22 protein-coding genes are annotated in these 24,871 nt (G+C 70.6%); 5 read left to right on the forward strand and 17 right to left on the reverse strand.

The window, feature by feature from the left end:
* Positions 1-113: 113 nt before the first annotated feature.
* The 14 genes from H566_RS0118855 to H566_RS26345 all read right to left on the reverse strand — a co-directional run bounded on the left by H566_RS0118855 (position 114) and on the right by H566_RS26345 (position 15,721).
* Positions 114-773 (reverse strand): phosphoribosylanthranilate isomerase, encoded by a 660-nt coding sequence (locus H566_RS0118855; RefSeq protein WP_028312660.1) that lies wholly within the window; start codon positions 771-773, stop codon positions 114-116.
* A 32-nt stretch (positions 774-805) separates the two neighbouring features.
* Positions 806-1,609: a tRNA pseudouridine(38-40) synthase TruA gene (truA, locus tag H566_RS26335; protein ID WP_051378996.1), complete on the reverse strand. Its 804-nt coding sequence runs from the start codon at positions 1,607-1,609 to the stop codon at positions 806-808.
* A gap of 49 nt (positions 1,610-1,658) precedes the next feature.
* Entirely contained in the window at positions 1,659-4,733 is a 3,075-nt protein-coding gene (locus H566_RS27725) for a motility hub landmark protein FimV (protein ID WP_051378997.1), read from the reverse strand.
* 248 nt (positions 4,734-4,981) lie between these two features.
* Positions 4,982-6,115 carry an aspartate-semialdehyde dehydrogenase gene (gene asd, locus H566_RS0118875; protein ID WP_028312661.1) on the reverse strand — a complete coding sequence of 378 codons (1,134 nt, stop codon included), beginning with the start codon at positions 6,113-6,115 and terminating at the stop codon, positions 4,982-4,984.
* A gap of 26 nt (positions 6,116-6,141) precedes the next feature.
* Positions 6,142-7,218, reverse strand: a complete 1,077-nt coding sequence (leuB, locus tag H566_RS0118880; RefSeq protein WP_028312662.1) for a 3-isopropylmalate dehydrogenase — start codon at positions 7,216-7,218, stop codon at positions 6,142-6,144.
* A gap of 78 nt (positions 7,219-7,296) precedes the next feature.
* Positions 7,297-7,965 carry a 3-isopropylmalate dehydratase small subunit gene (gene leuD / locus H566_RS0118885; RefSeq protein WP_028312663.1) on the reverse strand — a complete coding sequence of 223 codons (669 nt, stop codon included), beginning with the start codon at positions 7,963-7,965 and terminating at the stop codon, positions 7,297-7,299.
* A 5-nt stretch (positions 7,966-7,970) separates the two neighbouring features.
* Positions 7,971-8,126: an entericidin A/B family lipoprotein gene (locus H566_RS27730; RefSeq protein WP_051378998.1), complete on the reverse strand. Its 156-nt coding sequence runs from the start codon at positions 8,124-8,126 to the stop codon at positions 7,971-7,973.
* Positions 8,127-8,136: 10 nt separating this feature from the next.
* Entirely contained in the window at positions 8,137-9,558 is a 1,422-nt protein-coding gene (leuC, locus tag H566_RS0118895; protein WP_028312664.1) for a 3-isopropylmalate dehydratase large subunit, read from the reverse strand.
* A 98-nt stretch (positions 9,559-9,656) separates the two neighbouring features.
* Positions 9,657-10,487, reverse strand: a complete 831-nt coding sequence (locus H566_RS0118900) for a M48 family metallopeptidase (RefSeq protein WP_028312665.1) — start codon at positions 10,485-10,487, stop codon at positions 9,657-9,659.
* Positions 10,488-10,497: 10 nt separating this feature from the next.
* Positions 10,498-11,574 carry a chorismate synthase gene (aroC, locus tag H566_RS0118905; RefSeq protein ID WP_028312666.1) on the reverse strand — a complete coding sequence of 359 codons (1,077 nt, stop codon included), beginning with the start codon at positions 11,572-11,574 and terminating at the stop codon, positions 10,498-10,500.
* 164 nt (positions 11,575-11,738) lie between these two features.
* Positions 11,739-12,206: a CBS domain-containing protein gene (locus tag H566_RS0118910; protein ID WP_028312667.1), complete on the reverse strand. Its 468-nt coding sequence runs from the start codon at positions 12,204-12,206 to the stop codon at positions 11,739-11,741.
* A 157-nt stretch (positions 12,207-12,363) separates the two neighbouring features.
* The gene (locus H566_RS0118915; protein WP_028312668.1) at positions 12,364-13,149 is read right to left on the reverse strand and encodes a hydroxypyruvate isomerase family protein; all 786 of its coding nucleotides are present in this window, start codon (positions 13,147-13,149) and stop codon (positions 12,364-12,366) included.
* A 206-nt stretch (positions 13,150-13,355) separates the two neighbouring features.
* Positions 13,356-14,324, reverse strand: a complete 969-nt coding sequence (gene pip, locus H566_RS0118920; protein WP_028312669.1) for a prolyl aminopeptidase — start codon at positions 14,322-14,324, stop codon at positions 13,356-13,358.
* Positions 14,321-15,721 carry a YihY family inner membrane protein gene (locus H566_RS26345; protein WP_169732558.1) on the reverse strand — a complete coding sequence of 467 codons (1,401 nt, stop codon included), beginning with the start codon at positions 15,719-15,721 and terminating at the stop codon, positions 14,321-14,323. Before H566_RS26345 ends, pip begins: the two co-directional genes overlap by 4 nt.
* A gap of 61 nt (positions 15,722-15,782) precedes the next feature.
* On the opposite strand from H566_RS26345, the gene H566_RS0118930 reads away from it, so the two are divergent.
* Genes H566_RS0118930 through H566_RS27735 form a run of 3 tightly spaced genes read left to right on the forward strand, consistent with a single transcriptional unit; the run spans position 15,783 to position 18,384 of the window.
* On the forward strand, positions 15,783-16,289 hold the full coding sequence (locus H566_RS0118930) for a DUF2069 domain-containing protein (protein WP_084545371.1): 507 nt from the start codon (positions 15,783-15,785) through the stop codon (positions 16,287-16,289).
* Positions 16,290-16,348: 59 nt separating this feature from the next.
* Positions 16,349-17,824, forward strand: coding sequence for an FAD-binding oxidoreductase (locus H566_RS0118935; protein WP_051379104.1), 1,476 nt, complete (start codon positions 16,349-16,351; stop codon positions 17,822-17,824).
* Positions 17,821-18,384, forward strand: coding sequence for a DUF4124 domain-containing protein (locus tag H566_RS27735; protein ID WP_051379000.1), 564 nt, complete (start codon positions 17,821-17,823; stop codon positions 18,382-18,384). Before H566_RS0118935 ends, H566_RS27735 begins: the two co-directional genes overlap by 4 nt.
* Before the next feature lie 9 nt (positions 18,385-18,393).
* On the opposite strand, the gene dusA is transcribed toward H566_RS27735, so the two are convergent.
* On the reverse strand, positions 18,394-19,479 hold the full coding sequence (gene dusA / locus H566_RS26355) for a tRNA dihydrouridine(20/20a) synthase DusA (RefSeq protein ID WP_084545282.1): 1,086 nt from the start codon (positions 19,477-19,479) through the stop codon (positions 18,394-18,396).
* Positions 19,480-19,535: 56 nt separating this feature from the next.
* Between dusA and H566_RS0118950 the strand changes: the two genes are divergently transcribed.
* Together H566_RS0118950 and H566_RS30435 are read left to right on the forward strand one after the other, a co-directional pair.
* Complete coding sequence (locus tag H566_RS0118950) at positions 19,536-19,892, forward strand: hypothetical protein (RefSeq protein ID WP_028312672.1); 357 nt, start codon at positions 19,536-19,538, stop codon at positions 19,890-19,892.
* 9 nt (positions 19,893-19,901) lie between these two features.
* Positions 19,902-21,107, forward strand: coding sequence for an alpha/beta hydrolase fold domain-containing protein (locus H566_RS30435; protein ID WP_051379002.1), 1,206 nt, complete (start codon positions 19,902-19,904; stop codon positions 21,105-21,107).
* A gap of 29 nt (positions 21,108-21,136) precedes the next feature.
* On the opposite strand, the gene H566_RS0118960 is transcribed toward H566_RS30435, so the two are convergent.
* Together H566_RS0118960 and H566_RS26360 are read right to left on the reverse strand one after the other, a co-directional pair.
* Complete coding sequence (locus H566_RS0118960; protein ID WP_028312674.1) at positions 21,137-22,297, reverse strand: VWA domain-containing protein; 1,161 nt, start codon at positions 22,295-22,297, stop codon at positions 21,137-21,139.
* Positions 22,294-24,870, reverse strand: coding sequence for a DUF5682 family protein (locus H566_RS26360; protein WP_051379003.1), 2,577 nt, complete (start codon positions 24,868-24,870; stop codon positions 22,294-22,296). The genes H566_RS0118960 and H566_RS26360 overlap by 4 nt, the downstream gene beginning before the upstream one ends.
* Position 24,871: the final 1 nt, after the last annotated feature.

Genomic DNA, 24,871 nt, shown 5'->3' on the forward strand with positions numbered 1-24,871 from the left:
TCGTTGGGCCGGCGAGTGCCGGTTCGCGTCAGGCTGCCGCCGGGCTGATCGGTGACCGCGATCGCGCCGCCGCGCCGGTGATGGTGCCCGCCGGCGCGGCGCCGGTCGCGCGTTCAGGCGCGGTGCCGGGCATCGTCGGCCGCGCGGACCGCCGCAGCGAAACTGCGCATTTTATCCGCGTCCTTGATGCCCCGACTGCGCTCGATGCCGGACGACACGTCAACCGCCAGCGGCGTGACCGCCGCCATGCCCGCGCCCACGTTGGACGCGTCAAGTCCGCCCGACAGCACGACCGGCAGCGCGAGCGGTCCGGAAGCGAGGCGCCAGTCGAAGGTCTTGCCGGCGCCGCCGAAGCCGTCACTGTGCGCGTCGAGCAGGATCGCGCGGGCACCGACGTAGCGCGCGGCGTAGCTCGCAAGGTCGCAATCGGCGCCAGCTACTCGCCCGTCGGCGGCGACGCGCGCGGCCTTGATCCAGGGATTGCCGAACTGCCCGCACTCGGCCGGCGTCTCGTCGCCGTGAAACTGGAGTGTCGCGCCCGGGATAAGGTCGAGATAGGCGGCCACCTCGTCGCGCGTCGGGTTCACGAACAGCACGACCGGCGTCACGAAAGGGGGTAGCAGCTCGGCCAGCTCGGCCGCGCGAGCGGCGCCGACGAAGCGCGGGCTCCTCGCATAGGCCACGAAGCCGATCGCGTCGACGCCGCAATCGATGGCGACGGCGAGGTCGTCCTCGCGGGTCAGGCCGCAATACTTGATGCGGGTTCGAATCATGTGGACTCCATCGGTGTCGGGCGGCGACCGGCTCAGGCGAGCGGCGCGCGCGAGGCGCGATCGGCGGCCATGATGCCGGCCAGCCCGGCCTCGGGCGGGTAATCGACCGACTCGAAATACAGCCCTTGCGCAGCGTAAGTGGGGGCGGCGAGCCGGCGATCCCGACCGGCAAGAAGTTCGGCGATCCAGTCGCCGGGCATCCGCCCGGTTCCGACATAGACAAGGCTGCCGACGACATTGCGCACCATGTGGTGCAGGAAGGCATTCGCGGCGATGTGCAATTCGACGATCGGGCCACGCCGCTTCACCTCGATCTCGTACAGCGTCTTGACCGGCGACTTCGCCTGGCATTCCGACGATCGGAAGCATGAAAAATCGTGCTCACCGACGAGAGGCCGGGCTGCTGCGTGCATGGCGTCTGCATCCAGTGGACGAAAGCACCAGGCCGCCCGGTTGCGCAGCAGCGGCGCGCGCTGCGGCTGGTTCCAGATGAGATAGCGGTAGTCGCGCCGCATCGCGTCGAAGCGGGCATGAAAGCCTTCGGCGACCGGCGCCATCCAGCGCACGGCGACGTCGGCTGGCAAGAGGGCGTTGAGACCGCGCACCCAGGAGGCCGGGCTGCGTTCGGCCATCACGTCGAGATGGACGACCTGACCGCGCGCATGCACGCCAGTATCGGTGCGCCCCGCGACGACCACCTCGACCCGCTCGCGCGCGCCGAGGAAACGACCGATCGCATTCTCGAGCGTTGCCTGTACCGAGGGCAGATCGCGCTGGATCTGCCAGCCGTGATAACCGCTGCCGTCGTACTCGATGCCGAGCGCGATGCGCGTCATCAGATCCGCCCCGCGCCACGAGCGCTCGTGGCGCCCTCGCCGGCCGAGATCAGGCCAGCGCCTCGAGCATCTTGCGGGCGCGCGCCCTCTGGTCGTCGTCGCCAGCCTGGATCACTTCGTCGAGCAACTCCTGCGCGCCTTCGCGGTCGCCGATTTCCTGATAGGCGGCGGCGAGGTCGAGCTTGGTCGCCATTTCCTGCTGGAGCGGGGTGAGCGACTCATCCGGCGTGCCGCTCGCGGCGGGCGCGGCACCGAAATCGAGCAGCGAGGGGAAGTCCTCCTGCGCAGCCACGACCGAACCACCGGTCGAAGTCGGCGGCAGATCGAGCTGGAGGTCGAGGCCGCCGAGGTCGAGGTTGCGGTCGAGCGGCATCGTCGGCGACGAATCAGCGAAGTCGCCGACCGGACCGGTGTCGGGCAACGTCAGTTCGAAGTCGATCGGGCCGGTCGAACTGCTCGCCACCGGCTCGGGCCGCGCGGCCGCGACATCGAAGGCCGGCGACGGCGCGTCGAGATCGAAGTCGATCGTCGGAGAAAGCTGCGGCGGCGCGGCGGCCTCCACAACCTCGGGAGTGTTCACCGCCGGGCTGAAGTCGAGATCGGTCGAGGTCTTGCCGAAATCGGAGTCGTCGGTCGCGCCGAGATCGAAATCGATCGGGGGAATGTCAGCCGAACCGGCTGCCGCCATCTCCTCCGGACTCGGCAGCAACGGCTCGGTCGGCTGGTCGAGATCGAGATCGAAATCGACGGCAACCGGCGCGGGACGCGAGATTTCGTCGTGATCCGGCATGGTCGCGGCCGGAATCGTGACCGGCGGCACGACTGGCTCGGGCACCGCCGCCACGATCGGCGCGGCATCGGCGGCACCGCCGTAAAGCGGATTGTTCGGGTCGAGCGACCGGCCGAGGGCGGCCACCTTGTCCCAGTCCTCGCCGCGCCCGCCGGTAAGCGAATAGAGCTCTCCGGCCGCCGCCTCGAAGGTCGGCAGGTCGCGGCGCGAGGCGTAGATCTCGAGCAGCTTGCCGCGGATCGCATGGCGATCCGGAGCGCTGCGCAGCGCCTCCTTGAGGATTTCCTCAGCCTGGGCGTCACGCCCGTAAGCAATGTAGACGTCGGCCTCCGCGATCGGATCGACCTCGTTGGAATCGATCTGGCCGACCGGGGGAACGAAATTGGAATTGAAGGTCGAGTCGGTGGTATCGATGGACTGGCCACCGGTCACGCCGAAGATCGAGTTGGTCTTGAGGTCGCCACCGGTGAGGATGCTGTCCTGGAACTCGGCGAACTTCTTCTTGCGGCTGCGCTGGAACCAGGCATAGCCGCCAAGCGCGGCGAGGATCGCGGCGATACCGGCCAGCGCGACCGGATTGCCCACGGCGTCGAGCAGCGACTCCTCGGGAACCTCGGGTTCGGCCGGCGCCACGGGTGTCGGCTTGGGCTTGGGCGCGTCCTCGGGCTTCGGCGCGGGCTTGGCCACCTCGGCAGTGCTGCGCGCCTCGGCGGCCTTCTGTTCTTCCGCCGCCTTGCGAGCTTCGGCAGCCTTCTGTTCGTCGGCGGCAGCGGCCTTGGCGGCGGCGTCGGCGTCGGCCTTGGCCTCGTCGGCGGCTTTCTGTGCGGCAACGGCCCTCGCTGCTTCCGCGGCCTTGGCGGCTTCTGCGGCCTTGGCTTCGTCAGCTGCCTTCTGTGCGGCCGCAGCCTTGGCGGCTTCGGCGGCCTTGGTTTCCTCGGCCGCCTTCTGGGCGGCAGCGGTCTTCGCGGCGTCAGCGGCCTTCTGCGCTTCGGCGGCCTTTTGAGCTTCCGCCGCCTTCTGAGCCTCGGCAGCCTTCTGGGCCTCGGCTGCCTTGGCCGACTTGGCCTGTTCGGCAGCCTTCGCCTGCTCCGCTGCCCTGGCTGCTTCAGCCTCACGCACCGCGCGGTTCGCGTCGGCAAGCTTCTGCGTGTCGGCCAGCGTCTTGTCCTTGCGGTCGAGCAGCCCCTTCAGGTCGGCGACGTTGCGCTCGAGTTCCTTGACGCGCTGCTCGGCATCGCGCAGCGCCTTGTCACGCGCCGCGATTTCGTCGGCCTTGGCCGCGGCGGCTTCCTTGCCCGTCTGGCCGCCACTGCCGCCCCCGGCCTTGTCGCCCTTGGCAACCTTGACCTTGTCGCCCGCGTCGGCCGCCGGCGCCGACTTGTCCTGCACCAGCGGCGCGACTGCGCCGCTGACCGCACGTCCTGCGTCCTGCGCGGGCGCCGCCGCTACCGCGCCAGACGCGAGCCGGGAGCGATAGCCCGCGAAATCGGAGGTCTGTGCCAGCACTTCGCGACGGGCATCGGTCGGACTCAACGCGCCGGCCTCCGCACCCGACGGCAGCTTGAGCACCGCACCGGTCCGCAGGCGATTCATGTTCGCGCGGAACGCATCGGGGTTGGTGCGATAGAGCGCCACGAGCATCTGGTCGAGCGTGACCCCACTTGGCAGATTGCCGCGCGCGATTTGTCCGAGCGTCTCGCCCGGGCGCACGGTATGCGAGCCGCCGGAGGCATCGCCGGCGGGCTCCGCTGCCGCCGGGACGCGGGCAGGCGCCTTGGCCGGGGCTTGGGCACGCGGCGCTGCCTCGGGCGCGGGCGCAACCGGCGCGGGGGCGGCCTGGACTGGCGCCGGCGCGGAATCCGGCACGCCTCCCACCACGGCGGGCGGCACGGCATCAGGCGCTCGGCCGGCACGCAGCTCAGGCGGATCGAGCAGGAAGGTGTACTCGCGGGTGATGCGGCCGGTCGGCCACGCCATTTCGAGCAGCAGGTCGACGAAGGGCTCGTTGATCGGTCGCGCCGAGCTAACGCGCACGAGCGCGCGGTTGCCGCCTCGCCGCTCGATCGTGAACCGGATCGACGCCAGTGCCGGCGTCATCTCGATGCCGGCCTGACGGAACTGCTCGTTCGACGCCATCTTGACCGTGAGGCCCTGGATGTCCTCCGGCGACAGCGAGGTGACCTCGATCTCCGCGCGCAACGGCTGACCAAGCGCGGACTGCACCGTCAAGCGTCCCAGCGAGGTGGCCTCGGCATCGAGCGCAATCCCGCCGCCGACCCCGAGGGCGAGCGCCAGGACGACGAGTCTTGCGATGCGACGGGGCTTGCTGGGCAACGATCCTGCGACCGACCGACGCTGGATCAAGGTCGCTCCCGAGCTGTCATCCGATTGACTGCCGGGAAACGAAGATGCACGGATCGAACCCACGACCACCCCTATGCTTGTTACGAATTTTTTGACGTTAGCACCTGGCCCCGGACCGGGCAACTGCGGTGGTCAAGCCGCCGCGTTGCCGGTCTACAGGTACCAGACAGCGTTTTCATGTCCGGGCTGGTGGCCTCGGACCCGGACACGACACCCCATCAGCCTTCGATCAGGATGCGCAGCATGCGGCGCAGCGGTTCGGCAGCGCCCCAGAGCAGCTGGTCACCCACGGTGAATGCCCCGAGATACTGAGGGCCAAGCGCCATCTTGCGCAGACGGCCGACCGGAATCGTCAGAGTGCCCGTGGTCGCGGCCGGCGTCAGGTCGCGGATGCTCGCTTCCTTCGTGTTCGGCACCACCTTCACCCAGGCATTGTCGTTACGAATCATGTCCTCGATTTCGGCAAGGGGGACGTCCTTCTTGAGCTTGATCGTCAGCGCCTGCGAATGGCAGCGCATTGCGCCGATGCGCACGCAGATGCTGTCGATCGGCGTGGCTTCGGAGCCGAAGCCCGCGCCACGACCGAGAATCTTGTTGGTTTCGGCGCCGCCCTTCCACTCTTCGCGGCTGGTGCCGTCGCCAAGATCGCTGTCGATCCAGGGAATCAGGTTGCCGGCCAGCGGCACGAGGAAGTTCTTGGTTTCCTCGGCCGTGAGCGCGTGCTGCTTCGCGAGGATCTTGCGGTCGATTTCGAGGATCGCGCCGGCCGGGTCGTCGAGCAGGCTCTTCACCTCGGCGTTGAGCGTGCCGAACTGCGTCAGCAGCTCGCGCATGTGCTGGGCGCCGCCGCCCGAGGCCGCCTGGTAGGTCGTGCTCGTCATCCATTCGACGAGGTCGGCCTTGAACAGCGCGCCCACACCCATGAGCATGCAGCTCACCGTGCAGTTGCCGCCGATCCAGTTCTTGATGCCGCGCGCCATCGCATCCTTGATGACCGGCTTGTTGACCGGGTCGAGCACGATGATCGCGTCGTCGGCCATGCGCAGCGACGAAGCGGCGTCGATCCAGTCGCCCTTCCAGCCGGCTTCGCGCAGCTTGGGGAAGACTTCCTTCGTGTAGTCGCCGCCCTGGGCCGTCAGGATGATGTCGCAGCGCTTGAGCGCCTCGATGTCGAAGGCGTTCTGGAGCGTCGTCTCGTTCTTCGCCTGCGCCGGCGCCTTGCCGCCCGCGTTGCTCGTGCTGAAGAACAGTGGCTCGATGTGGTCGAAATCCTTTTCTTCGGTCATGCGCTGCATCAGCACCGAACCGACCATCCCACGCCAACCGACCAGCCCAACCAGCTTCGTCGCCATCTCTTTTCCCCTCGGATTCGTGTTGATTACTGCGCCAGCGCCGCGACCACCGCGTCGCCCATGGCTTCGGTCCCGACCTTGGTCGTGCCTTCGCTCCAGATGTCGGGCGTGCGCAGGCCGCTCGCGAGCACCTTCTTGACCGCCGCCTCGATGCGGTCGGCCTGCTCGGCCTTGTCGAGCGAGAAGCGCAGCATCATCGCGGCCGACAGGATCGTGGCCAGCGGATTGGCGACGCCCTTGCCCGCGATGTCGGGCGCCGAGCCGTGGCTCGGCTCGTACAGGCCCTGCTTGCGGTCGTTGAGCGAGGCCGACGGCAGCATGCCGATCGAGCCGGTCAGCATCGAGGCCTCGTCGCTCAGGATGTCGCCGAACATGTTGCCGGTGACCACCACGTCGAAGTTCTTGGGCGCCTTGACGAGCTGCATCGCGGCGTTGTCCACGTACATGTGTTCGAGCTTCACGTCGACGTAGTGCGCCTCGTGCACCTCGGTCACGACGTCCTTCCAGAACTGGAAGGTCTCCAGCACGTTGGCCTTGTCGACGCTCGCGACCTTGTTGCCGCGCTTGCGCGCGGCCTGGAAGGCGACGTGGGCGATGCGCTCGATCTCGGGACGCGAGTAGCGCATCGTGTCGAAGGCCTCGTCGGCGCCGGCGAAGGCGCCGTCCGGACTCGCGCGACGGCCGCGCGGCTGACCGAAATAGATGTCGCCCGTCAGCTCGCGGACGATGAGGATGTCGAGGCCCGCGATGATCTCGGGCTTGAGGCTCGACGCGCCCACCAGCTCCTCGTAGCAGATGGCGGGGCGGAAGTTGGCGAACAGGCCCATGTTCTTGCGCAGGCCGAGGATGGCCTGCTCCGGGCGCAGCGCGCGTTCGAGCTTGTCGTACTTCCAGTCGCCGACCGCGCCGAACAGCACCGCGTCGGATTCCATCGCGAGCTTGAGCGTGGCTTCGGGCAGCGGATGGCCGGCCGATTCATAGGCCGCGCCGCCGACATCGGCCCATTCGTATTCGAAGCTCTCGCCGAGGGCCTGGAGCACTCGCACTGCCTGGGCGACGATTTCCTTGCCGATGCCGTCGCCGGGCAAGACTGCGATCTTCATTGCGTTTTTCCTGTGAGATGCGCGGGCGTTGCTTTCGGCCCGCGCTGTCCTCCCGCCAGGAAGCTTGGGCGCCCGGTGTCAGGCCTTGATGATCGTGGTGGCGGCCGCCGATTTGGCGAGCCACGGGAATTGCGCGAGGCGACGCTGCTCGAACTCGGCGATCTTGTCCTTGTGGCGCAGCGTGAGGCCGATGTCGTCCCAGCCGTTGATGAGGCACTGCTTGCGGAACGGATCGATCGCGAACTCGTGGCCCGTGCCGTTCGGCTCGATCACGAGCTGGCGCGGCAGGTCGACCGTGAGCTGATAGCCCCCGAAGGCCGCGACCTCGTTGAACAGCCGGTCGATGACGATCTCGGGCAGCACGATCGGCAGCAGACCGTTCTTGAAGCAGTTGCCGAAGAAGATGTCGGCATAGCTCGGCGCGATGATGGCCTTGAAGCCGTACTGCTGGAGCGCCCACGGCGCATGCTCGCGCGACGAGCCGCAGCCGAAGTTCTTGCGCGTGAGCAGCACGCTCGCACCCGCATAGCGCGGCTGGTTCAGCACGAAGTCCGGATTGAGCGGACGGTTGCTGCAATCCTGGCCGGGCTCGCCGCGGTCGAGATAGCGCCATTCGTCGAACAGGTTCGGGCCGAAGCCCGTGCGCTTGATCGACTTGAGGAACTGCTTGGGGATGATCGCGTCGGTATCGACATTCGAGCGGTCGAGCGGCACGACCAGGCCGGTGTGAACTTCGAACTTGTCCATGGCGATTACATCTTTTCCTTGGTCTTCTCGGCGGCCTTCTCGACCGCCTTGCCGCCTGCCTGCACATCCTTGCCGATGCCGGAGATGGTGTTGCAAGCCGACAGCGCGGCCATCACGGCCAGCAGCAGCGCAATCCGGCCGATGCGTTGGGTGGTCTTCATCGCCCGCTCCTCAGCCCAGCCGACGCACGTCGGCGAAATGGCCTTCGATCGCCGCCGCCGCAGCCATCGCGGGCGACACGAGATGGGTGCGGCCACCCGCGCCCTGACGGCCTTCGAAGTTGCGGTTGCTCGTGCTCGCGCAGCGCTCGCCCGGCTCCAGCTTGTCGGCGTTCATCGCGAGGCACATCGAGCAGCCCGGTTCGCGCCATTCGAAGCCGGCGGCCTTGAAAATGCGGTCGAGCCCTTCGGCCTCGGCCTGGGCCTTGACCAGCCCCGAACCTGGCACCACGAGCGCGGCCTTGACGCTGCCGGCCACCTTCTTGCCGAGCTTCTGCACCACCCAGGCGGCGGCGCGCAGATCCTCGATGCGCGAGTTGGTGCACGAACCGATGAACACCTTGTCGACCTTGATGTCGGCGATCGGCGTGTTGGGCGTGAGCGCCATGTACTTGAGCGCGCGCTCATAGCCTTCACGCTTGACCGGGTCCTTCTCGGCGTCCGGATCGGGCACGCGGCCATCGACCGTCGTGACCATCTCGGGCGAGGTGCCCCAGGTGACCTGCGGAATGATCTCTTCGGCGCGGAGCTCGACCACGGTGTCGAAGTGCGCGCCCGGATCGGTGCGCAGCGTCTTCCAGGCGGCGACGGCGGCGTCCCATTGCTCTTCGGTCGGCGCGAAGGGGCGGCCCTTGACGTAGTCGATCGTGCGCTGGTCGACGGCAACCATGCCGGCGCGGGCGCCCGCCTCGATCGCCATGTTGCACAGCGACATGCGGCCCTCGACCGACAACCCCTCGATGGCGCTGCCCGCGAACTCGATCGCATGGCCCGTGCCGCCGGCGGTGCCGATGCGGCCGATGACCGCGAGCGCCACATCCTTGCCCGACACGCCGAAAGGCAGCTTGCCCTCGACCTTGACGAGCATGTTCTTCGCCTTCTTGAGCACGAGCGTCTGCGTGGCCATGACGTGCTCGACCTCGCTGGTGCCGATGCCGAAGGCCAGCGCGCCGAGCGCGCCGTGGGTGCTGGTGTGCGAGTCACCGCAGACCACCGTCATGCCCGGCAGCACCGCGCCCTCTTCGGGGCCCATCACGTGGACGATGCCCTGGCGCGGATTGAGGAAGGGGAAGTAGGCCGCCGAACCGAACTCCTTGATGTTGGAGTCGAGCGTGGTGATCTGTTCCTTCGAGACCGGGTCGGCGATGCCGTCGTAGCCCTGTTCCCAGCCGGTGGTGGGCGTGTTGTGGTCGGCCGTGGCGACCACGCTGCTCACGCGCCAGAGCTTGCGCCCCGCGATGCGCAGGCCCTCGAAGGCCTGCGGCGACGTCACTTCATGAACCAGATGGCGGTCGATGTAGAGCACCGCCGTGCCGTCGTCCTCGGTGTGGACAACGTGGGAATCCCAGAGCTTGTCGTAAAGGGTCTGCGCCATCGAAGGTCTGCCGGGCCGGAAAGCCTTGAAAATCAGAGCCTTCCATTATGCCACGCGATACAGGGCTTTCCCGGTCGCGCCGATACCGTCGCGCACGGTCAGCGGCGCGCCTGTTCGTACAGCGGCTCGACCTGCTTGGCGACCACCGTCAGGTCGGCGATGCGGCTGCTGCTCGACGGGTGGGTGGACAGGATTTCGGCCGGCTCCTTGCCCTCGTTGGCGCGCTGCATCTTGTGCCAGACGTTGACCGCCGCCTGCGGGTCGTAGCCCGCGCGCGCCATGAGTTCGGTGCCGATGCGGTCGGCCTCGGTCTCCATTTCACGGCTGTTGGGCAGGCCGACGAGCAGCTGGAAGGCCTGACCGCCGAGCTGCTGCACACCGCCGCCGTACACCGCGCCCACCACCTGGAGCAGCACCTGGGCCGGCATCTGGCGGCTCATGTTCTCGCGCGAATGCTCGCGCAGCGCGTGCGCGATCTCGTGGCCCATCACGGCGGCCAGCTCGTCGTCGGTGAGCTGGAGCTTGTTGATGAGGCCGGTGTACACGGCGATCTTCCCGCCCGGCATGCACCAGGCGTTCACCTCGTTCGAGGTGATGACGTTGATCTCCCACTTCCAGCCCACCGCGTCGGGCCGGAAGGCGCGCGTCTCGGGAATCAGGCGCTGGGCGATCGCGCGCACGCGCTGGGTCTGGGCCGGGTTTTCGTTGAGATCATTCTTCTGCTGCGCGGCCTTGAGCGTCTGGGCGTACTGCTGCTGCGCCATCTTGTTGACGTCGGCAGGGCTGACGAAATCGCTCATCGTCTGGCTGCGGTTGACACCGACCACGCCAGGCGCCGTGGTGTTGACGGTCGCGCAGGCCGCGACCAGCGCGCAGGCCGCCGCGATCAGGGGCTTGCGCAGGCGAGCGAGCAGGCCGGTGGTTCGCATGCCGGCCTCCTCAGCGCCCGACGTTCACGTCGCCGCACTGGGCGCGATGGCGCAGCGCATGGTCGATCAGCACCAGCGCCAGCATCGCCTCGGCGATCGGCGTCGCGCGGATGCCGACGCAGGGGTCGTGGCGACCATGCGTCTCGACCACCGTCGGCTCGCCGTGGATGTCGATGGACTTGCGCGGCACGCGGATCGAGCTGGTCGGCTTGATCGCGAGGCTCACGCGGAGGTCCTGGCCCGTGCTGATGCCGCCGAGCACGCCGCCCGCGTGATTGCTCAGGAAGCCCTCCGGCGTGATCTCGTCGCCGTGCTCGCTGCCCTTTTGGCTCACGCAGGCGAAGCCGTCGCCGATCTCGACGCCCTTGACGGCGTTGATGCCCATCATCGCGAAGGCGATGTCAGCATCGAGCTTGTCGAACAGCGGCTCGCCCCAGCCGGCCGGCAGGCCGCGCGCGACCACCTCGATACGCGCGCCGCAGGAATCGCCTGCCTTGCGCAGCGCGTCCATGTAAGCCTCAAGCTCGGGCACGACCGCCGCGTTCGGCGCGAAGAAGGCGTTGTTGGGAATCTCGGTCGCGTCCACGAAGGGAATCGCGATCTCGCCGAGCTGGCTCATCCAGCCCGAAAAGCTCACGCCGTGGCGCTCGGCCAGCCACTTCTTGGCCACCGCGCCAGCCGCCACGACGGGCGCCGTGAGCCGCGCCGACGAGCGACCGCCGCCACGCGGATCGCGGATGCCGTACTTGTTCCAGTAGGCGAAGTCGGCATGACCGGGGCGGAAGGTGGCGGCGATGTTGCCGTAGTCCTTGCTGCGCTGGTCTTCATTGCGGATCAGCAGCGCGATCGGGGTGCCGGTCGTCTTGCCCTCGTACACGCCGGACAGGATCTCGACGCGGTCGGGTTCCTGGCGCTGGGTGACGTGGCGCGAGGTGCCGGGGCGGCGGCGGTCGAGTTCGGGCTGGATGTCGGCCTCGCTCAGCGCCATTCCGGGCGGGCAGCCGTCGATCACGCAGCCGATCGCGGGGCCGTGGCTTTCGCCGAAGGTGGTGACGCTGAAGGTATGGCCGAAGGTATTGCCCGACATGGCGATCCGGCCGCGCTGACGGCCGCAGGAGTGTTACGGGCCGGCGATTCTAGCGAAGCGACCCGTGACCGGATGCCTGCGCGGACATCCCGTCACGGGTCGCGGATGGGAGGCGGCCCGGGCCTCCCGGCGGCGGCGACCCTCGCGGATCGCCGCCGGAAGCATCACAGCGTCGGCTGCGACGATTCGGCCTCGTCCTCGACCGGCCAGTCGCGGATATAGGCCTTGAGCATCTTGTTCTCGAAGCTCTGGGCGTCGAGCACGGCCTTGGCGACGTCGTAGAACGAGATCACGCCGATTAGCGTCTTGCCGTCGAGCACCGGCAGGTAGCGCGTGTGCTTCTCCAGCATCATGCGGCGCACTTCATTCACCTCGGTATTGGGCGTGCAAGTAAGCGGATGGTCGTCCATCACGCTGCGCACGCGGGCCGGGCCGAGCGCGCCCTCGTTGCCGCTGATGCGCTTGATGACTTCACGGAAGGTGAGCATGCCCACCAGGTCGCCGTGTTCCATCACCACCAGCGAGCCGATGTCGTGATCGGCCATCGTCTGCACCGCGGCCGCGATCGCGGATTCGGGGTGCACGGTGAAAAGCGCCGTCCCTTTGACGCGCAAGATGTCGCTGACCTTCATGGCTGATTCCTTCCTCGATGGACTTCACGGGTTGCCCGGACGCGAAAGCTTGAACGCGCCCCCTGCCGACGGCAAGTCGTAATCATGCGAAGCATTGATCTGTCGGCATCCATGAACGAGCAGCAACCATGCCCGCCCGAGGGGCATCGGACCTGTGTCAGGGCGCGACGGTATGACGCCAGCCCAGCCCCGCGGTCGTGCCGCCGTGCACGTCGCGCAGCGGCCGGTATTCGCAGCCGATGTAATCGTCATAGCCCGACACCGCGACGGCGCTGAGCACGTAGCGATAGTTGACCTCGCCGGTATCGGGCTCGTGACGCTCGGGCACGCTGGCGATCTGCACATGCCCGATGCGCTCGCGGAAGCGCTCGAAGCGGCGCACCAGATCGCCCTGCATGATCTGCACGTGATAGCAGTCGAACAGGATCTTCAGGTTGGCCTGCCCGACCGCGTCCTGGATGTCGGCCGCCTGCTCGATGGTGTTGAGGAAGTAGCCGGGCATGTCGCGCGTGTTGATCGGTTCGATCAGGATCGTGAGACCGCGCTTTGCGGCTTCGGTCGCGGCCAGCGCGAGATTGCGCAGATAGGTCGCACGCGCAGCGCTGCTGCCGTTGTCGGCCACGCCAGCGAGCACGTGGATGAGCCTGTTGCCGAGCTGACTCGAATACACGAAGGCCTCGTGCAGATGCTTCTCGAAATCGGCCTCGCGGCCCGGCACGGCGGCCAGCCCGCGCTCGCCAGCGGCGAAGTCGCCGAAGGCCGTGTTGTGAAGCACGGTCTGCACATGGGCCTGGAGTGCGGCATTGCGCAGTTCGGCGGCCAAACGCGAATAGGGCTCGTGCAACTCGACGTAGCGGAAGCCGTCGGCGGCGGCGGCCGCGAAACGATCGACCAGCGGCAGCTCGGTATAGAGATAGGACAGGTTGGCGGCGTACTTGAGCATCGGCGTGAGGGGCACGGAGGGCGGACGCCCGCTGAGGAAGCCGGCCGCCGCGATGGCGACCGCGCAATGAAGACAAGGGAAACTAGCAAGGATTCCGCCGATGACCGGCGAAATGGCGCAACGCCGCCCGCCGGTCGCGCAGCTGCGGCGGCCGGGCGGACGCCGAACTCACCCGCCGCGAATCGACCGCCGGGCCGCTCAACCGCTCAACCCGTCACGAGCTTGCGCTTCATCCGCTCGCAGGCGGCAACCAGCTCGGCGCAGGTGCCCGGCTCCCAGGCCGAATGGCCGGCGTCGGGCACGACGATGTATTCGGCGCCGGGCCAGCGGCGTTGCAGGTCGTCGGCACTGACGATCGGGCAGACCATGTCGTAGCGGCCCTGGATGATCGTGCAGGGCAGATGGCCGATGCGCGGCACGCCCGCGAGCAGGGCGCCCTCGGGCATGAAGATGCCGTTGAGCATGTAGTGGCACTCCAGCCGCGCGAGGCCAAGCGCGACCGCATCGGTTTCCATCTGCGCGGCGGTGCCCGCCGCGAGCGCCGGCATCAGGTTGGAGCAGCTGCCCTCGTAATGGCCCCAGGCGCGCGCAAACGGCAGGTGCATGGCCGGATCGGGATCGAACAGCCGGCGCGCGTAGGCATGCAGCAGATCGCCGCGCTCGCGCTCCGGCACCATGCCCGCGAACTGCCGCCACGCCTCGGGAAACACATAGCCCATCCCGTTGACGAACCACTCCACCTCGCGCTTGCGGCCGAGAAAGATGCCGCGCAGCACGAAGCCGAGCGCCCGTTCCGGATGCGCCTGCCCGTAGGCCAGCGCCAGCGTGCTGCCCCAGGAACCGCCGAACACAAGCCAGCGGTCGATGCCGAGGTGCTCGCGCAGCTTCTCGATGTCGCGCACGAGGATGGGCGTGGTGTTCTCGCGCACCTCGCCGAGCGGCGTCGAGCGCCCTGCCCCGCGCTGGTCGAACAGCACGATCCGGTAGAAGGCCGGATCGAAGAACTGCCGGTGCCTCGGGCTGCAACCGCCGCCCGGCCCGCCGTGCAGGAAGAGCACCGGGATGCCGCGCGGATTGCCCGACTGCTCCCAGTACAGCGTGTGCAGGTCCGACACGATCAGCGCACCGCGCTCATAGGGTTCGATCGGCGGATAGAGCTCGGTTCTCGGTTTCATGGTCGTTGGATGTGCGGCAGCGGTCCGTCCGGTTGTACCGGAATCGCGACGGCTGTCGCAGAAGGTTGCGGCCCGTATTGCGCCGCGCCGCTGCCTGCGCGTGCAAACCAGGTGTCGAGATCGGTGGCAAGCGCCGTGTCGATCGCCTCGGCCGCGTGGCGGATGGCGGCGGGCGCGCCGGCACGGCCGGCGGCCATGAGCGTGAAGGCGCGGAACACGTCGGCGACGCGGATGTCGCGCGCATCCACCACGAGCGCCCAGCGCTCCTCCTCGCGCGGGCGACGGCGCAGGCCGAGCAGCACGCCCACCGGCGCGCGCGCGGCCGGCGCGTCGAGCCGCGCGACCCAGCCCGTCGCGACGAGACGGCAGAGCACCTCCTCCAGTTCGTCGAGCGCGAGGCGGGTGCCGAGGCGCAGTTCGTCGAGACTGGCGCCGGCCGGCTGGCCGACCGGCGGACGGCCGGCGCGCCAGAAATGTTCGAGCACCGCCATCGCGTCGAGGAAGGCGTCGCCCGATTCCGGCACTCGGCGCCATTGCCCGTGGCGCAGCGACGGCAGCGTCGCGGTGATGGCCGCGCCCGCGAGCGTGATGACCCAGCACAGATAGACCCACAGCAGGAACAGCGGCACCGCCGCGAAGGTGCCGTACACCGCCGTGTAGGTGTTGAACTTGCCGATGAACAGCGCGAACAGCTTCTTCGCCACCTCGAAGGCCACGCCCGCCAGCGCGCCACCCGCCACCGCGTCGGGCAGCCTCACCTTCTTGTTGGGCAGCACACGGTAGGCAAAGGTGAAGGCCGCCACCGAGAAGGCCATCGGCAGCAGCTCGATCAGATCGGCCAGCAGGCCGTCATCGCCGCGATGCGGCTTGCCCACCAGCAGCGAGGTGAGCGTGAGCGAGGCGCCGAGCAGCAGCGGCCCGATCGTGATGACGGCCCAGAACATCAGCAGCCGTTGCAGCAGCGGACGCGGTTCGCGCACCCGCCAGATCTTGTTGAACGCGCCCTCGATGGTGGACAGCAGCGCCATCGACGTCAGCACGAGAAAGAAGCCGCCCACCGCCGAGATCCGCGCCGCCTTGGCCGCGAACTGGTTGAGGTTGGTCATCACGCCCTTGGAGATCGCCTCGGGCAGCAGGTTATGCACGAGCCAGTCCTGCAAGGCGACGCGGAACTGCTCGAACAGCGGGAAGGCGGTGAACAGCGCGAGCGCGACGGTGAACATCGGCACCAGCGACAGCACCGTCGTGTAGGTGAGGCTGCCGGCAACGTCGGCGATGCGTTCCTCGCGCAGACGGCGGCCCGCAAAGCGCAGCGCGGCGCCGAGCGTGGCGGCATCGAGCCGTCGCAGGCGTGCCAGCAGGCGAAGCGGCGCAGACGGGGCGGGGGAAGAGGTCATCCGGCCGATCATAAATAATGGCCGGTTCCGATCCGACCGCCGCGCCAAGCGCGTCCGCCCCATGAACCGTCCGTCCGCCCCCTCCGCCGCCGATCCGTCCGCCTCCGTGCCGGACGCCACACCGGCGGCCGCCAGCCTCGCCACGCCCGCCGACGCGCCCACGCCCGGCGATCCGGTCATCGCGCGCCGTGCCTGGCTTGTCGCCTGCGCGAGCCTGAGCCTGCTGATCCTGCTGCTCACCGCCTGGGAGCTGAAGCTCGCGCCGCTGCGTCCGGGCGGCTCGTGGATGGTGCTGAAGGTGCTGCCGCTGCTCGCGGCGCTGCCGGGCGTGCTCAAGCGCCGGCTCTACACCTTCCAGTGGGCGTCGCTGCTGCTGGTCGTGTATCTCGGCGAAGGCGCGCTGCGGGTGGCGAGCGATCCGGGCGCGATGTCGCGCGCGATGGCGGGGGCGGAGCTGGTGCTGAGCCTTGTGCTGTTCGTGGCGCTGCTGGTGTATGCGCGGCCGTACAAGAAGGCCTACAAGGCGCGCAAGAAGGCGCTCGAAGCGGCGGAACGCGCGGCGCGCTGAGGCTGGTCATGACCTTGCCGCCACCGCCCGCCATGCCGGCCTCGCCGGCTTCGGCCGCCATGCCCGCGGCCGAAGCCGATGCCGACGCCCGCGCGACCGCCGACGCCCTGCTCGCCCGCCTGCGCGACATCGTCGGCGCCAGCCACGTCATCACCGACGCCGCCGACCAGGCGCCCTTCCTCACCGACTGGCGCCGTCGCTACACCGGCCGCGCGCTCGCCGTCGTGCGCCCCGGCAGCACGCAGGAAGTCGCCGCCGTGGTGCGCGCCTGCGCCGACACGCGCACCGCCGTCGTGCCCCAGGGCGGCAATACCGGCCTCGTCGGCGGCGCGACGCCCGACGCGTCGGGCCGCGCCATTGTGCTGAGCTTGCGCCGCATGAACGCGATCCGCGAGGTCGATGCGGCCAACGCGACGCTCGTGGCCGAGGCCGGCTGCACGCTCGCCGAGGCACAGGCGGCGGCCGAGTCGGCCGGGCTCATGCTCGCGCTCACGCTTGCCTCGCAGGGCAGTTGCACCGTCGGCGGCAATCTCTCGACCAACGCCGGCGGCGTGCAGGTGCTGCGCTACGGCAACGCGCGCGAGCAATGCCTCGGCCTCGAAGTCGTGACCGCCAGCGGCGACGTGTGGAACGGCCTGAGCGGCCTGCGCAAGGACAACACCGGCTACGACCTGCGCGACCTGTTCATCGGCGCCGAGGGCACGCTCGGCGTCATCACCGCCGCCTGCCTCAGGCTGCATCCGAAGCCGCGCGCCCGCGTCATCTGCCTGTTCGCGCTCGACGACCTGCATGCCGCCACGCGACTGCTCATGCGCGCCCAGGCCATGGCCGGCCCGGCGCTCACCGCCTTCGAGGTGTTCAACGCGCTCTGCCTCGATCTCGTGCTGAAGCATGTGGACGGCGCCCGCGCGCCCTTCGCCGAACGCGCGCCGCAATACGCGCTGCTCGAACTGAGCGATCACGAATCCGAAGTCCACGGCATCGCGCTGGCCGAGGCCATCGCCGCCGCCGCGATCGACGCGGGTGAGGCGCGCGACGCCGTCATCGCGCAGAACGGCGCCCAGGCGAAGGCGCTGTGGGCGCTGCGCGAGAACCTGTCCGAAGCCCAGGCGCGCGAGGGCAAGAACCTCAAGCTCGACATCTCGGTGCCGGTGTCGCGCGTCGCGGCCTTCGTCGATGCGGCGCGCGAAGCGCTCGGAAGCGAGCAGCCAGGCATCCGTCTGGTGACTTTCGGTCACCTCGGTGACGGGAATCTGCACTTCAACCTCAGCCCGCCGCTCGATACCGACGGCCGCCCGGAGCCCGAAGCGAGCTTCCTCGCGCGCCAGAACGCCGTGTACCGGCTGGTGCACGACCTCGTGCTCGAACACGCCGGGTCGATCTCGGCCGAGCATGGAATCGGGCAACTGCGCCGTGATGAACTGTTGCGGACCAAGCCTGAGCCGGCGCTAGCCTTGATGCGCGCCATCAAGCAGGCGCTCGACCCGGACGACCTCATGAATCCGGGCAAGCTGATTCCGCGGAGACCTTCATGAACACCCCCGTCAGCCATCCGTCCGCCAGCCCGACCTCGCGCGCGGCGCGCGTCGGCCTCGCCCTCCTGGCGCGCGGCATGGCCGCCGCCGCGCTCTGCCTCGCGGCAGGCTTGCCGGCCGCCGCCCAGCAGCTCTACCGCTGCGACGTGGACGGCCGCACCACCTATACCGACAAGCCCTGCGCCGCCGGCAGCCGGCAGACCGCGGTGGCGCCCGCGCCCGACATCGACCCCGCCGACCAGGCCGCCGCCCAGGCGCGCAGCGAACGCCTCGTGCGCCAGGCCGAAGCCGCCGACGCCCGCCGTGCCGCCGAGGCCCGCGCCGAAGCCGCTGCCAACACCGCACGCGCCCAGCAGCTACGCACCGACGAAGCCCGCAGCCTCGCCGCCGATACCGCACCCGACCTCGAAGCGCCGATCGTGCGGCGCCGGGTGATCGTGATCGACCCGCACAACCGCTATCGCGTGCCCGCCGTGCCGCAGCAACCCGCGCAGCCGCCGAGCCAGCCGACGCATCGGCGCATCCAGCTCGGACCGGTCAGGAGTTCGTCCGCGCAGTAGCGCGACGACTCAATCGTCGGTGAGCGCCCAGCCCGGCCGGCCGATGCCGCTGTCGGCCAGGCCCTCGGCCACTTCCATCGCGCGCAGCAACAGTTCGGGGCCGGCGCCGCGCAGTTCGTTCGCATCGCTCAGCAGCTGGCGGAAGCGCCGCGCGCGCCGCATGCCGTTGTAGAGCCCGAGCACATGGCGCGCGACATTGCGCAGCGGCGTGCCGTGCTCGCGCGCCTCGCGGCCGGCGTAATCGGCCAGGGCGCGCATCACGTCGGCGCGCGTGGGCGGGCGCCAGTCCTCGGCCGTGTCGCGCAAGAACTCGCCTTCCCAGAGCGCGAGCGCATAAGGGTTGTGATAGGCCTCGCGGCCGATCATCACGCCGTCGAGCGCGATGCCGTCCGCGCCCGGCGCGAGCCGCGCGCCAATCGCGCCGGCATCGGCGATGCCGCCGTTCACGATGATTTCCACCGCCGGAAAGTCGCGCTTGAGCCGCTCGGCGAAGTCGTAGCGCAGCGGCGGTACCTCGCGGTTTTCCTTCGGGCTCAGGCCCTTGAGCCAGGCATTGCGCGCATGGACGATGAACAGCCCGCAGCCCGCCTCGGCCACCGTGCCGACGAAGTCGCGCACGAAGTCGTAGCTCTCGACGCGGTCGAGGCCGATGCGGTGCTTGACCGTCACCGGCAGCGGCGTGGCGTCGGCCATGGCCTTGACGCAATCGGCCACGAGCTGCGGCTCGGCCATCAGGCAGGCACCGAAGCTGCCGCGCTGCACGCGCTCGCTCGGGCAGCCGCAGTTGAGGTTGATTTCGTCGTAACCGTATTTCTCGGCCAGACGGGCGCATTGGGCGAGATCGGCCGGCTCGCTGCCGCCGAGTTGCAGCGCCACCGGATGCTCAGCCGCGTCGAAACGCAGATGGCGATCGACGTCGCCGTGCAGCAGCGCGCCCGACGTCACCATCTCGGTGTAGAGGAAAGCCCGCGGCGACAGCAGGCGATGCAGCTGGCGGCAATGGCGATCCGACCAGTCGAGCATCGGCGCGACGCAGATGCGATGCGCGCCAAGCGACGGAACGGCCCTGCCGGTTGAACTTGATTCAATTGTCATGGTCGGCGGGATTGTAGGATGCACCTCGTCTGCAGCTCCCCGCCTCGCCGCCCTTCATGGCCCAGTCCCACGCTACTGCCCAGCTCGGTCGCTATCTCCTGTCGAAGGCGCGCTGGCCCGCCCTGGACGCGGGGTCGCTTTCCATCGTCATCGACGAACTCGAAACCCTCGCGGCCGCCGCCGTGCCCGGTGCCGCGAGCATGCGGCTGTGGCGCCTGCGCAATGCGGCCGTGGGCTGCTACCTCGCCGCCGGCGGCGAACCCTTCGACTCGCTGCTCGACGCTCGGCTGCATCGCTTTGCTCCGCTCGGCCCGCGCGCGCGCAGCCGCGCCGCCGAACGTCGCCGTCCGCTGCCGCATGCCGCCGCGCATGACGACTGCGGCCATCCCGATCACGCCTGCCACTGCCATTGAGCGCCCGGGATGCGCCACGTGCACCGCGACACCCCTGACCGCTGGATCCGCGTCGGCCTGCGCGTGGCGATCGCCGCCGCGCTCGCGCTGCTGCTGTTCTTCCTTGCGACCGACCGCCGCGACGACGCGTCGCGCGATGCCGACGGCAATCCCGTCGCCGCCGCGCTGCCGGCCGCGCCCGCCCAGCCCGCGAGCGGCCCCGGCGGCGCGGCGCTGCCGCACGCGGCCGTGCTGCGCAACCGCTACGGCCAGGGTGACGGCGAGGTATGGGTGTACGAACCAAGCCAGCCGCGACCGGGCAGCGCGCCGGTCGTGGTCTTCCTGCACGGCTGGGGCGGCACCAACCCGCGCGTGTACGGCGCCTGGATCGATCACATCGCGCGGCGCGGCGCGATCGTCGTGTTCCCGCGCTATCAGGCCGACCTCGGCACCGAGCCGGTGCGCTTCGCGCCGCTCGCGGCAGCGGCGGTGCGCACCGCGCTGGCCCAGCTCGTGAACGAGCCAGGCCATGTCCAGCCCCGGCTCGATCGCGTCGCCTACGTCGGTCATTCGGTCGGCGCGCTGATCGCGGCAACGCTCGCCGCACGCGCCGACGCCGAAAACCTGCCCGCGCCGCGCGCCGTCATGGCCGTCGCGCCCGGCCTGAGCGACAAGGCCCGCGCCGATGCCGGCTACGCCCTGCCCGACCTCGGCGCCATCCCGCCCGGCACCCTCCTGCTCGCCGTGGCGGGCGACGCCGACCGCTTCGCCGGCGAGGCCGACGCGCGCCGCCTCGTGGCCGAAAGCACGCGCGTCGCCGCCGCCGACAAGAACCTCGTCGTGCTGCGTTCCGACGACCACGGCCGCCCCGGCCTGCGCGCCGACCATTTCATGGCCCTCGCGCCCGATGACGGCTACGACAACGGCGAGCCGCGCGGCGCCGGTCTGCCGAGCGTGCGCGAGCGCATGCGCGACCGCGTGCGAGAACGCCTCGCCGACGGTGTCGAGGCCGACATCGCCGCGAGCGTCGAGCATGCCGCCGCCCCGCGCGCCGCCGTCGATGCGCTCGACTGGTTCGGGCTGTGGAAGCTGTTCGACGCCCTCACCGACGCCGCCTTCTACGGCACCGGCCGCGACACCGCCCTCGGCGACACCGCGCGCCAGCGCTTCATGGGCCAGTGGAGCGACGGCGTCGCCGTGCGCGAGGCCGAGATCAGGCCGGTCGCCACTCGCTGAACCGGCGGCGCGCGCCGCCGGCCGCGCCCTCAGCCCGAGACGATCCCTCGCTCGCCCAGCCAGCCGCCGAGGTCGCGGCGGTCGATCGCGGCCGCCATCAGCTCCGGAAACAGATCGGGCGTGCAGGCGAAGGCCGGCGAGCCGAGCGCGGCGAAGTTGGCCGCCGTCTCGTGGTCATAGGCCGGCTTGCCCTCGTCGGACAGCGCCAGCAGCGTGATCACCTGCACCCCGGCCGACACCAGCTCGTGCATCACGCGCAGCAGCGGCCCGCGGTTGCCGCCCTCGATCAGGTCGCTGATGAGCACGAGGATGGTGTCGGTCGGGTCCTCGATGCCGTCGCGGCAGTAGCGCAGCGCCTGGGCGATGTCGGTGCCACCGCCGAGCTGGATGCCGAACAGCACGTCCACCGGATCGGCCAGCTTGTGCGTCAGATCGACTACCGCCGTGTCGAACACGACCATGCGCGTGTCCACCGCCGGCAGCGAGGCCATCACCGCCGCGAACACGCTCGAATACACGACCGACGCCGCCATCGAGCCGCTCTGGTCGATGCACAGCACGATGCGCCGCAACGCGCGCCTGCGCCGGCCGTGACCGATGCGCTCGGCCGGAATGACGGTGCGGTACTCGGGCTGCCAGTGGCGCAGGTTGGCGCGAATGGTGCGCGGCCAGTCGATCTCGGCCGGGCGCGGCCGGCGCGTTCGTGTCGAACGGTCGAGGCTGCCGGCGATGGCCTGGCGCAGCGGCTGGGCCAGGCGGCGCTCCAGCTCATCGACGATGCGGCGCACCACCAACCGCGCCGTCTCCTTGGTGCGCTCCGGAATCACGCCCGCGAGCGAAACCAGGGTGGCGGCCAGATGCACGTCGGGCTCGACGCTGTCGAGCATCTCGGGTTCGAGCAGCAGGCGGCGCAGGTCGAGCCGCTCGATCGCGTCCTGCTGCATCAGCCGCACGACCGAGGCCGGGAAGTAGTTGCGGATGTCGCCGAGCCAGCGCGCGACGCCCGGTGCCGAGGCGCCGAGGCCGCCGCGCCGGCCGCGGTCGGACGGCGGTTCGTAGAGGGCGCCGAGCGCGCGGTCGATCGCCGCGTCGTCGCCGGCGAGCGGACGACCGCCCAAGCAGGCGTCGGCCTCGCTGCCGAGGATGAGGCGCCAGCGCAGCGCGGCGTCGGTGGGCGGAGCGTCGTTCATGGCAGCGTGACCGGAGCGTCGGGGGAAAGGGAGGCGTCGGCGGGCGACGCCGACGGCGCGGTGCTGGCGGGCATGGCACCGGTACTCGCGGCCACACCGGCCGGCGTGGCACCGGGGCTGGCGGCCACGCCGGCGGACATGGCGCCCGCGCCCGTCCCAGCCGGCGCGGCGATGCCCGCCAGCGCGGCCGGCAGCGGCGCGCCGAGCAGCAGCGCCAGCACCGGCGCTGCGACGGCGGCGCGCGCCGGGTCGAGCCCGGCCTCGGGCGCGCCGGCCGCGATGGCCGTGCCGCCGCGCGCGGCGCGCTGGCCGAGCTGGCGCCGCTCGCCCGGCTCGATGGCCGAGAAGGCGCGCCGCAGCAGCGGCAGCACGGCGGTGAAATGCTCGGCGCTCAGGCCGCGCACCCAGCCGTCGAGCACGTCGAACAGCCGGTCGTCATGCACCAGCAGCAGACCGCTGCCGCCGAGGAAGCCCTCGACCCAGGCGGCAGCGTCGGCGGGCGCGGCGGCGCGCGACAGCGCCCGGCCCATGTGCAGCGCCGTGTCGTCGGCGCTCCAGTCGTGGCGGTCGTAGGCGATGCGGGCGCAGCCGCCGCGCAGCCGGCCGTGCACCTGCTCGCCCTCGGCCAGCTTGCGCAGCGCGCCGAACCACAGCGCGTCGAGCCCGGCGTCGCCGAGCAGCGGCACGGCCTCGCTCGCGGGCGCGAGCCGCTGCCAGCGCGCGAGCGCGGCCTCGTCCGACAGCGACTGGCAGGCCGGCACCAGCCCGGCCGCCGCGCGCAGCGCGAGACCGACCGCCGCCGGCCGCGACAGCGCGCTGTCGGTGTTGCGCACGTCGCCGTAGCGCACCAGCCGCGCGAGGCCGGGCAGCGCCGCGAGCAGCAGATCAACGTCATGCGTGGCGGCGCCGGCATCGGCCACGGCGGCGACCAGACGCGGCAGCAGCTCGCGCAGATCGGCCAGCAGCGCGAGATGCAGCGTCTCGACCAGCGCGGCGAGATCGGGCGGCTGGCTCGCGGCGGCCGCGCGGGCGCGGTCGGCGAGCCGGGCGGCGGCGGCGCTCTCGACAGTCGCGCCCCAGATCGCGGCCTCGACCACGTCCACCGCGAGTTCGGGCTTCCAGGTGAGCGTCCAGCGCTCGCGGAAGGAGCCGCGTCCGTCGTCGCGGCCGAGCCGCGCCCAGCGGATGTCGAGCGCGCCAAGCCGGTGCAGCAGCCGGCTGCGGTCGAGGTCGCCGGGCTTGCGCAGGTCGAGTTCGAGCGGCTTGGGCTCGGTGGTGATCGGCAGGCGCAGCCGCTTCTGGCGCTGTTGCAGGTCGAGCAGCAGCGGCACGGTGGAGGCGTCGTCGGGCACCTCGCCGATGAGGTCGCCGACGAACAGGTCGCGCTCCAGCAGCGCGAGCCGGGCCGATTCGCCCTCGCCGAGCACGGTGGTGATGGCGTCGCGCAGGTCGGCGAGATCGGGCAGCTCGCGGCCGCGCAGACCGGCGAGGCCCTCGGCGAGCCGCACCGCCTCGATCACATGGCCCGACGAGATGCCGATGTCGCGCTCGCGCAGCGTGGCGGCGCAGCGCGCGAGCCAGCCGGTGGTGACACGGCGCGCGGGCTGGCCGTGGCTGCCCCAGAGGTGGGCGTACCAGCCGGGCGCCTCGACGCCCGCGCCGTAGCCGCTGCGCCGCGCGAGGCGGGCATGGGTCCAGGGAATCCAGCAGGCCGCGATCTTGGCCTTGGGCAGGCCCTTGAGCAGCGCGGCGTCGGGCGCGGCGGGGCCGGGATTGGCGAGCGCGGGCGCATGCCAAGCGCCGCAGACGACGGCGAGGTTGGTGAACTTCTCGCGCCGCGCGGCGCGGATGGACTGGCGCATGAAGGCTTCGCGCAGCGCCTCGCGGCCGACGGGCGGCGGCTCGTGCTCGCGCAGGCTGGCCATGGCGCCGGCCACGGCGTCGAAGATGTCGAAGCCGGCCGGATGGGTCTCGACGAGGTGGTCCCACCAGCGCTCGGCGTCGTCGTAGCCGGCAAGGCGCGCGAGGGCGTCGAGGCGGTCGGGCTCGGGCGGAACCGGGTCGGCGCCGGCGGGCGCGTCGGCCGGCGCCGGAGCGACGGCCGAAGGCACGGCGGGGACGGAGGCGGGCGGCGCGGCGCTGGCGTCGGCCTCGCCCGCGACGGCGTCCGGCGCGACGGCGGCCGGGTCGCCGGCGGCGGTCGCGCCATCGCCGTCAACCGGCGCCGCGCCCTCCTCCTCCGGCGCATCGGCGAGCTGGAGCGCCATCGGCAGGTCCATCAGCCGCACCGGCACGCCGTTGGCGGCGGCCCAGCGCAGCGCCTGCCATTCGGGCGAGAAGTTCGCAAACGGCAGATAGACGCAGCGCTGGGGCGCGTCGGCGCGGTAGAGCAGCAGCGCGACCGGCGGCGCGAAGCCCTCGCGCGCCAGCGTGGCGAGCGCGGCCTGGGCTTCGGCGTCGGCCGGCATCTCCAGCAGCAGCACGTCGGGCCGCTGGCGGTCGAGGGCGCCGAGCAGGCTGCGCGCGCTGCCCGGGCCGTGGTGGCGGATGCCGTAGATCTGGCAGGCGGTCATG

The sequence above is a fragment of the Derxia gummosa DSM 723 genome (genome assembly GCF_000482785.1).
Lineage (GTDB): Bacteria > Pseudomonadota > Gammaproteobacteria > Burkholderiales > Burkholderiaceae_E > Derxia > Derxia gummosa.

Coding starts and splice junctions, on each gene's coding strand:
- H566_RS0118855 (WP_028312660.1), bottom strand. CDS start 773: ATGATTCGAACCCGCATCAAGTATTGCGGCCTGACCCGCGAGGACGAC.
- truA (WP_051378996.1), bottom strand. CDS start 1,609: ATGACGCGCATCGCGCTCGGCATCGAGTACGACGGCAGCGGTTATCAC.
- asd (WP_028312661.1), bottom strand. CDS start 6,115: ATGGCGACGAAGCTGGTTGGGCTGGTCGGTTGGCGTGGGATGGTCGGT.
- leuB (WP_028312662.1), bottom strand. CDS start 7,218: ATGAAGATCGCAGTCTTGCCCGGCGACGGCATCGGCAAGGAAATCGTC.
- leuD (WP_028312663.1), bottom strand. CDS start 7,965: ATGGACAAGTTCGAAGTTCACACCGGCCTGGTCGTGCCGCTCGACCGC.
- H566_RS27730 (WP_051378998.1), bottom strand. CDS start 8,126: ATGAAGACCACCCAACGCATCGGCCGGATTGCGCTGCTGCTGGCCGTG.
- leuC (WP_028312664.1), bottom strand. CDS start 9,558: ATGGCGCAGACCCTTTACGACAAGCTCTGGGATTCCCACGTTGTCCAC.
- H566_RS0118900 (WP_028312665.1), bottom strand. CDS start 10,487: ATGCGAACCACCGGCCTGCTCGCTCGCCTGCGCAAGCCCCTGATCGCG.
- aroC (WP_028312666.1), bottom strand. CDS start 11,574: ATGTCGGGCAATACCTTCGGCCATACCTTCAGCGTCACCACCTTCGGC.
- H566_RS0118910 (WP_028312667.1), bottom strand. CDS start 12,206: ATGAAGGTCAGCGACATCTTGCGCGTCAAAGGGACGGCGCTTTTCACC.
- H566_RS0118915 (WP_028312668.1), bottom strand. CDS start 13,149: ATGCTCAAGTACGCCGCCAACCTGTCCTATCTCTATACCGAGCTGCCG.
- pip (WP_028312669.1), bottom strand. CDS start 14,324: ATGAAACCGAGAACCGAGCTCTATCCGCCGATCGAACCCTATGAGCGC.
- H566_RS26345 (WP_169732558.1), bottom strand. CDS start 15,721: ATGACCTCTTCCCCCGCCCCGTCTGCGCCGCTTCGCCTGCTGGCACGC.
- H566_RS0118930 (WP_084545371.1), top strand. CDS start 15,783: ATGAACCGTCCGTCCGCCCCCTCCGCCGCCGATCCGTCCGCCTCCGTG.
- H566_RS0118935 (WP_051379104.1), top strand. CDS start 16,349: ATGCCCGCGGCCGAAGCCGATGCCGACGCCCGCGCGACCGCCGACGCC.
- H566_RS27735 (WP_051379000.1), top strand. CDS start 17,821: ATGAACACCCCCGTCAGCCATCCGTCCGCCAGCCCGACCTCGCGCGCG.
- dusA (WP_084545282.1), bottom strand. CDS start 19,479: ATGACAATTGAATCAAGTTCAACCGGCAGGGCCGTTCCGTCGCTTGGC.
- H566_RS0118950 (WP_028312672.1), top strand. CDS start 19,536: ATGGCCCAGTCCCACGCTACTGCCCAGCTCGGTCGCTATCTCCTGTCG.
- H566_RS30435 (WP_051379002.1), top strand. CDS start 19,902: ATGCGCCACGTGCACCGCGACACCCCTGACCGCTGGATCCGCGTCGGC.
- H566_RS0118960 (WP_028312674.1), bottom strand. CDS start 22,297: ATGAACGACGCTCCGCCCACCGACGCCGCGCTGCGCTGGCGCCTCATC.
- H566_RS26360 (WP_051379003.1), bottom strand. CDS start 24,870: ATGACCGCCTGCCAGATCTACGGCATCCGCCACCACGGCCCGGGCAGC.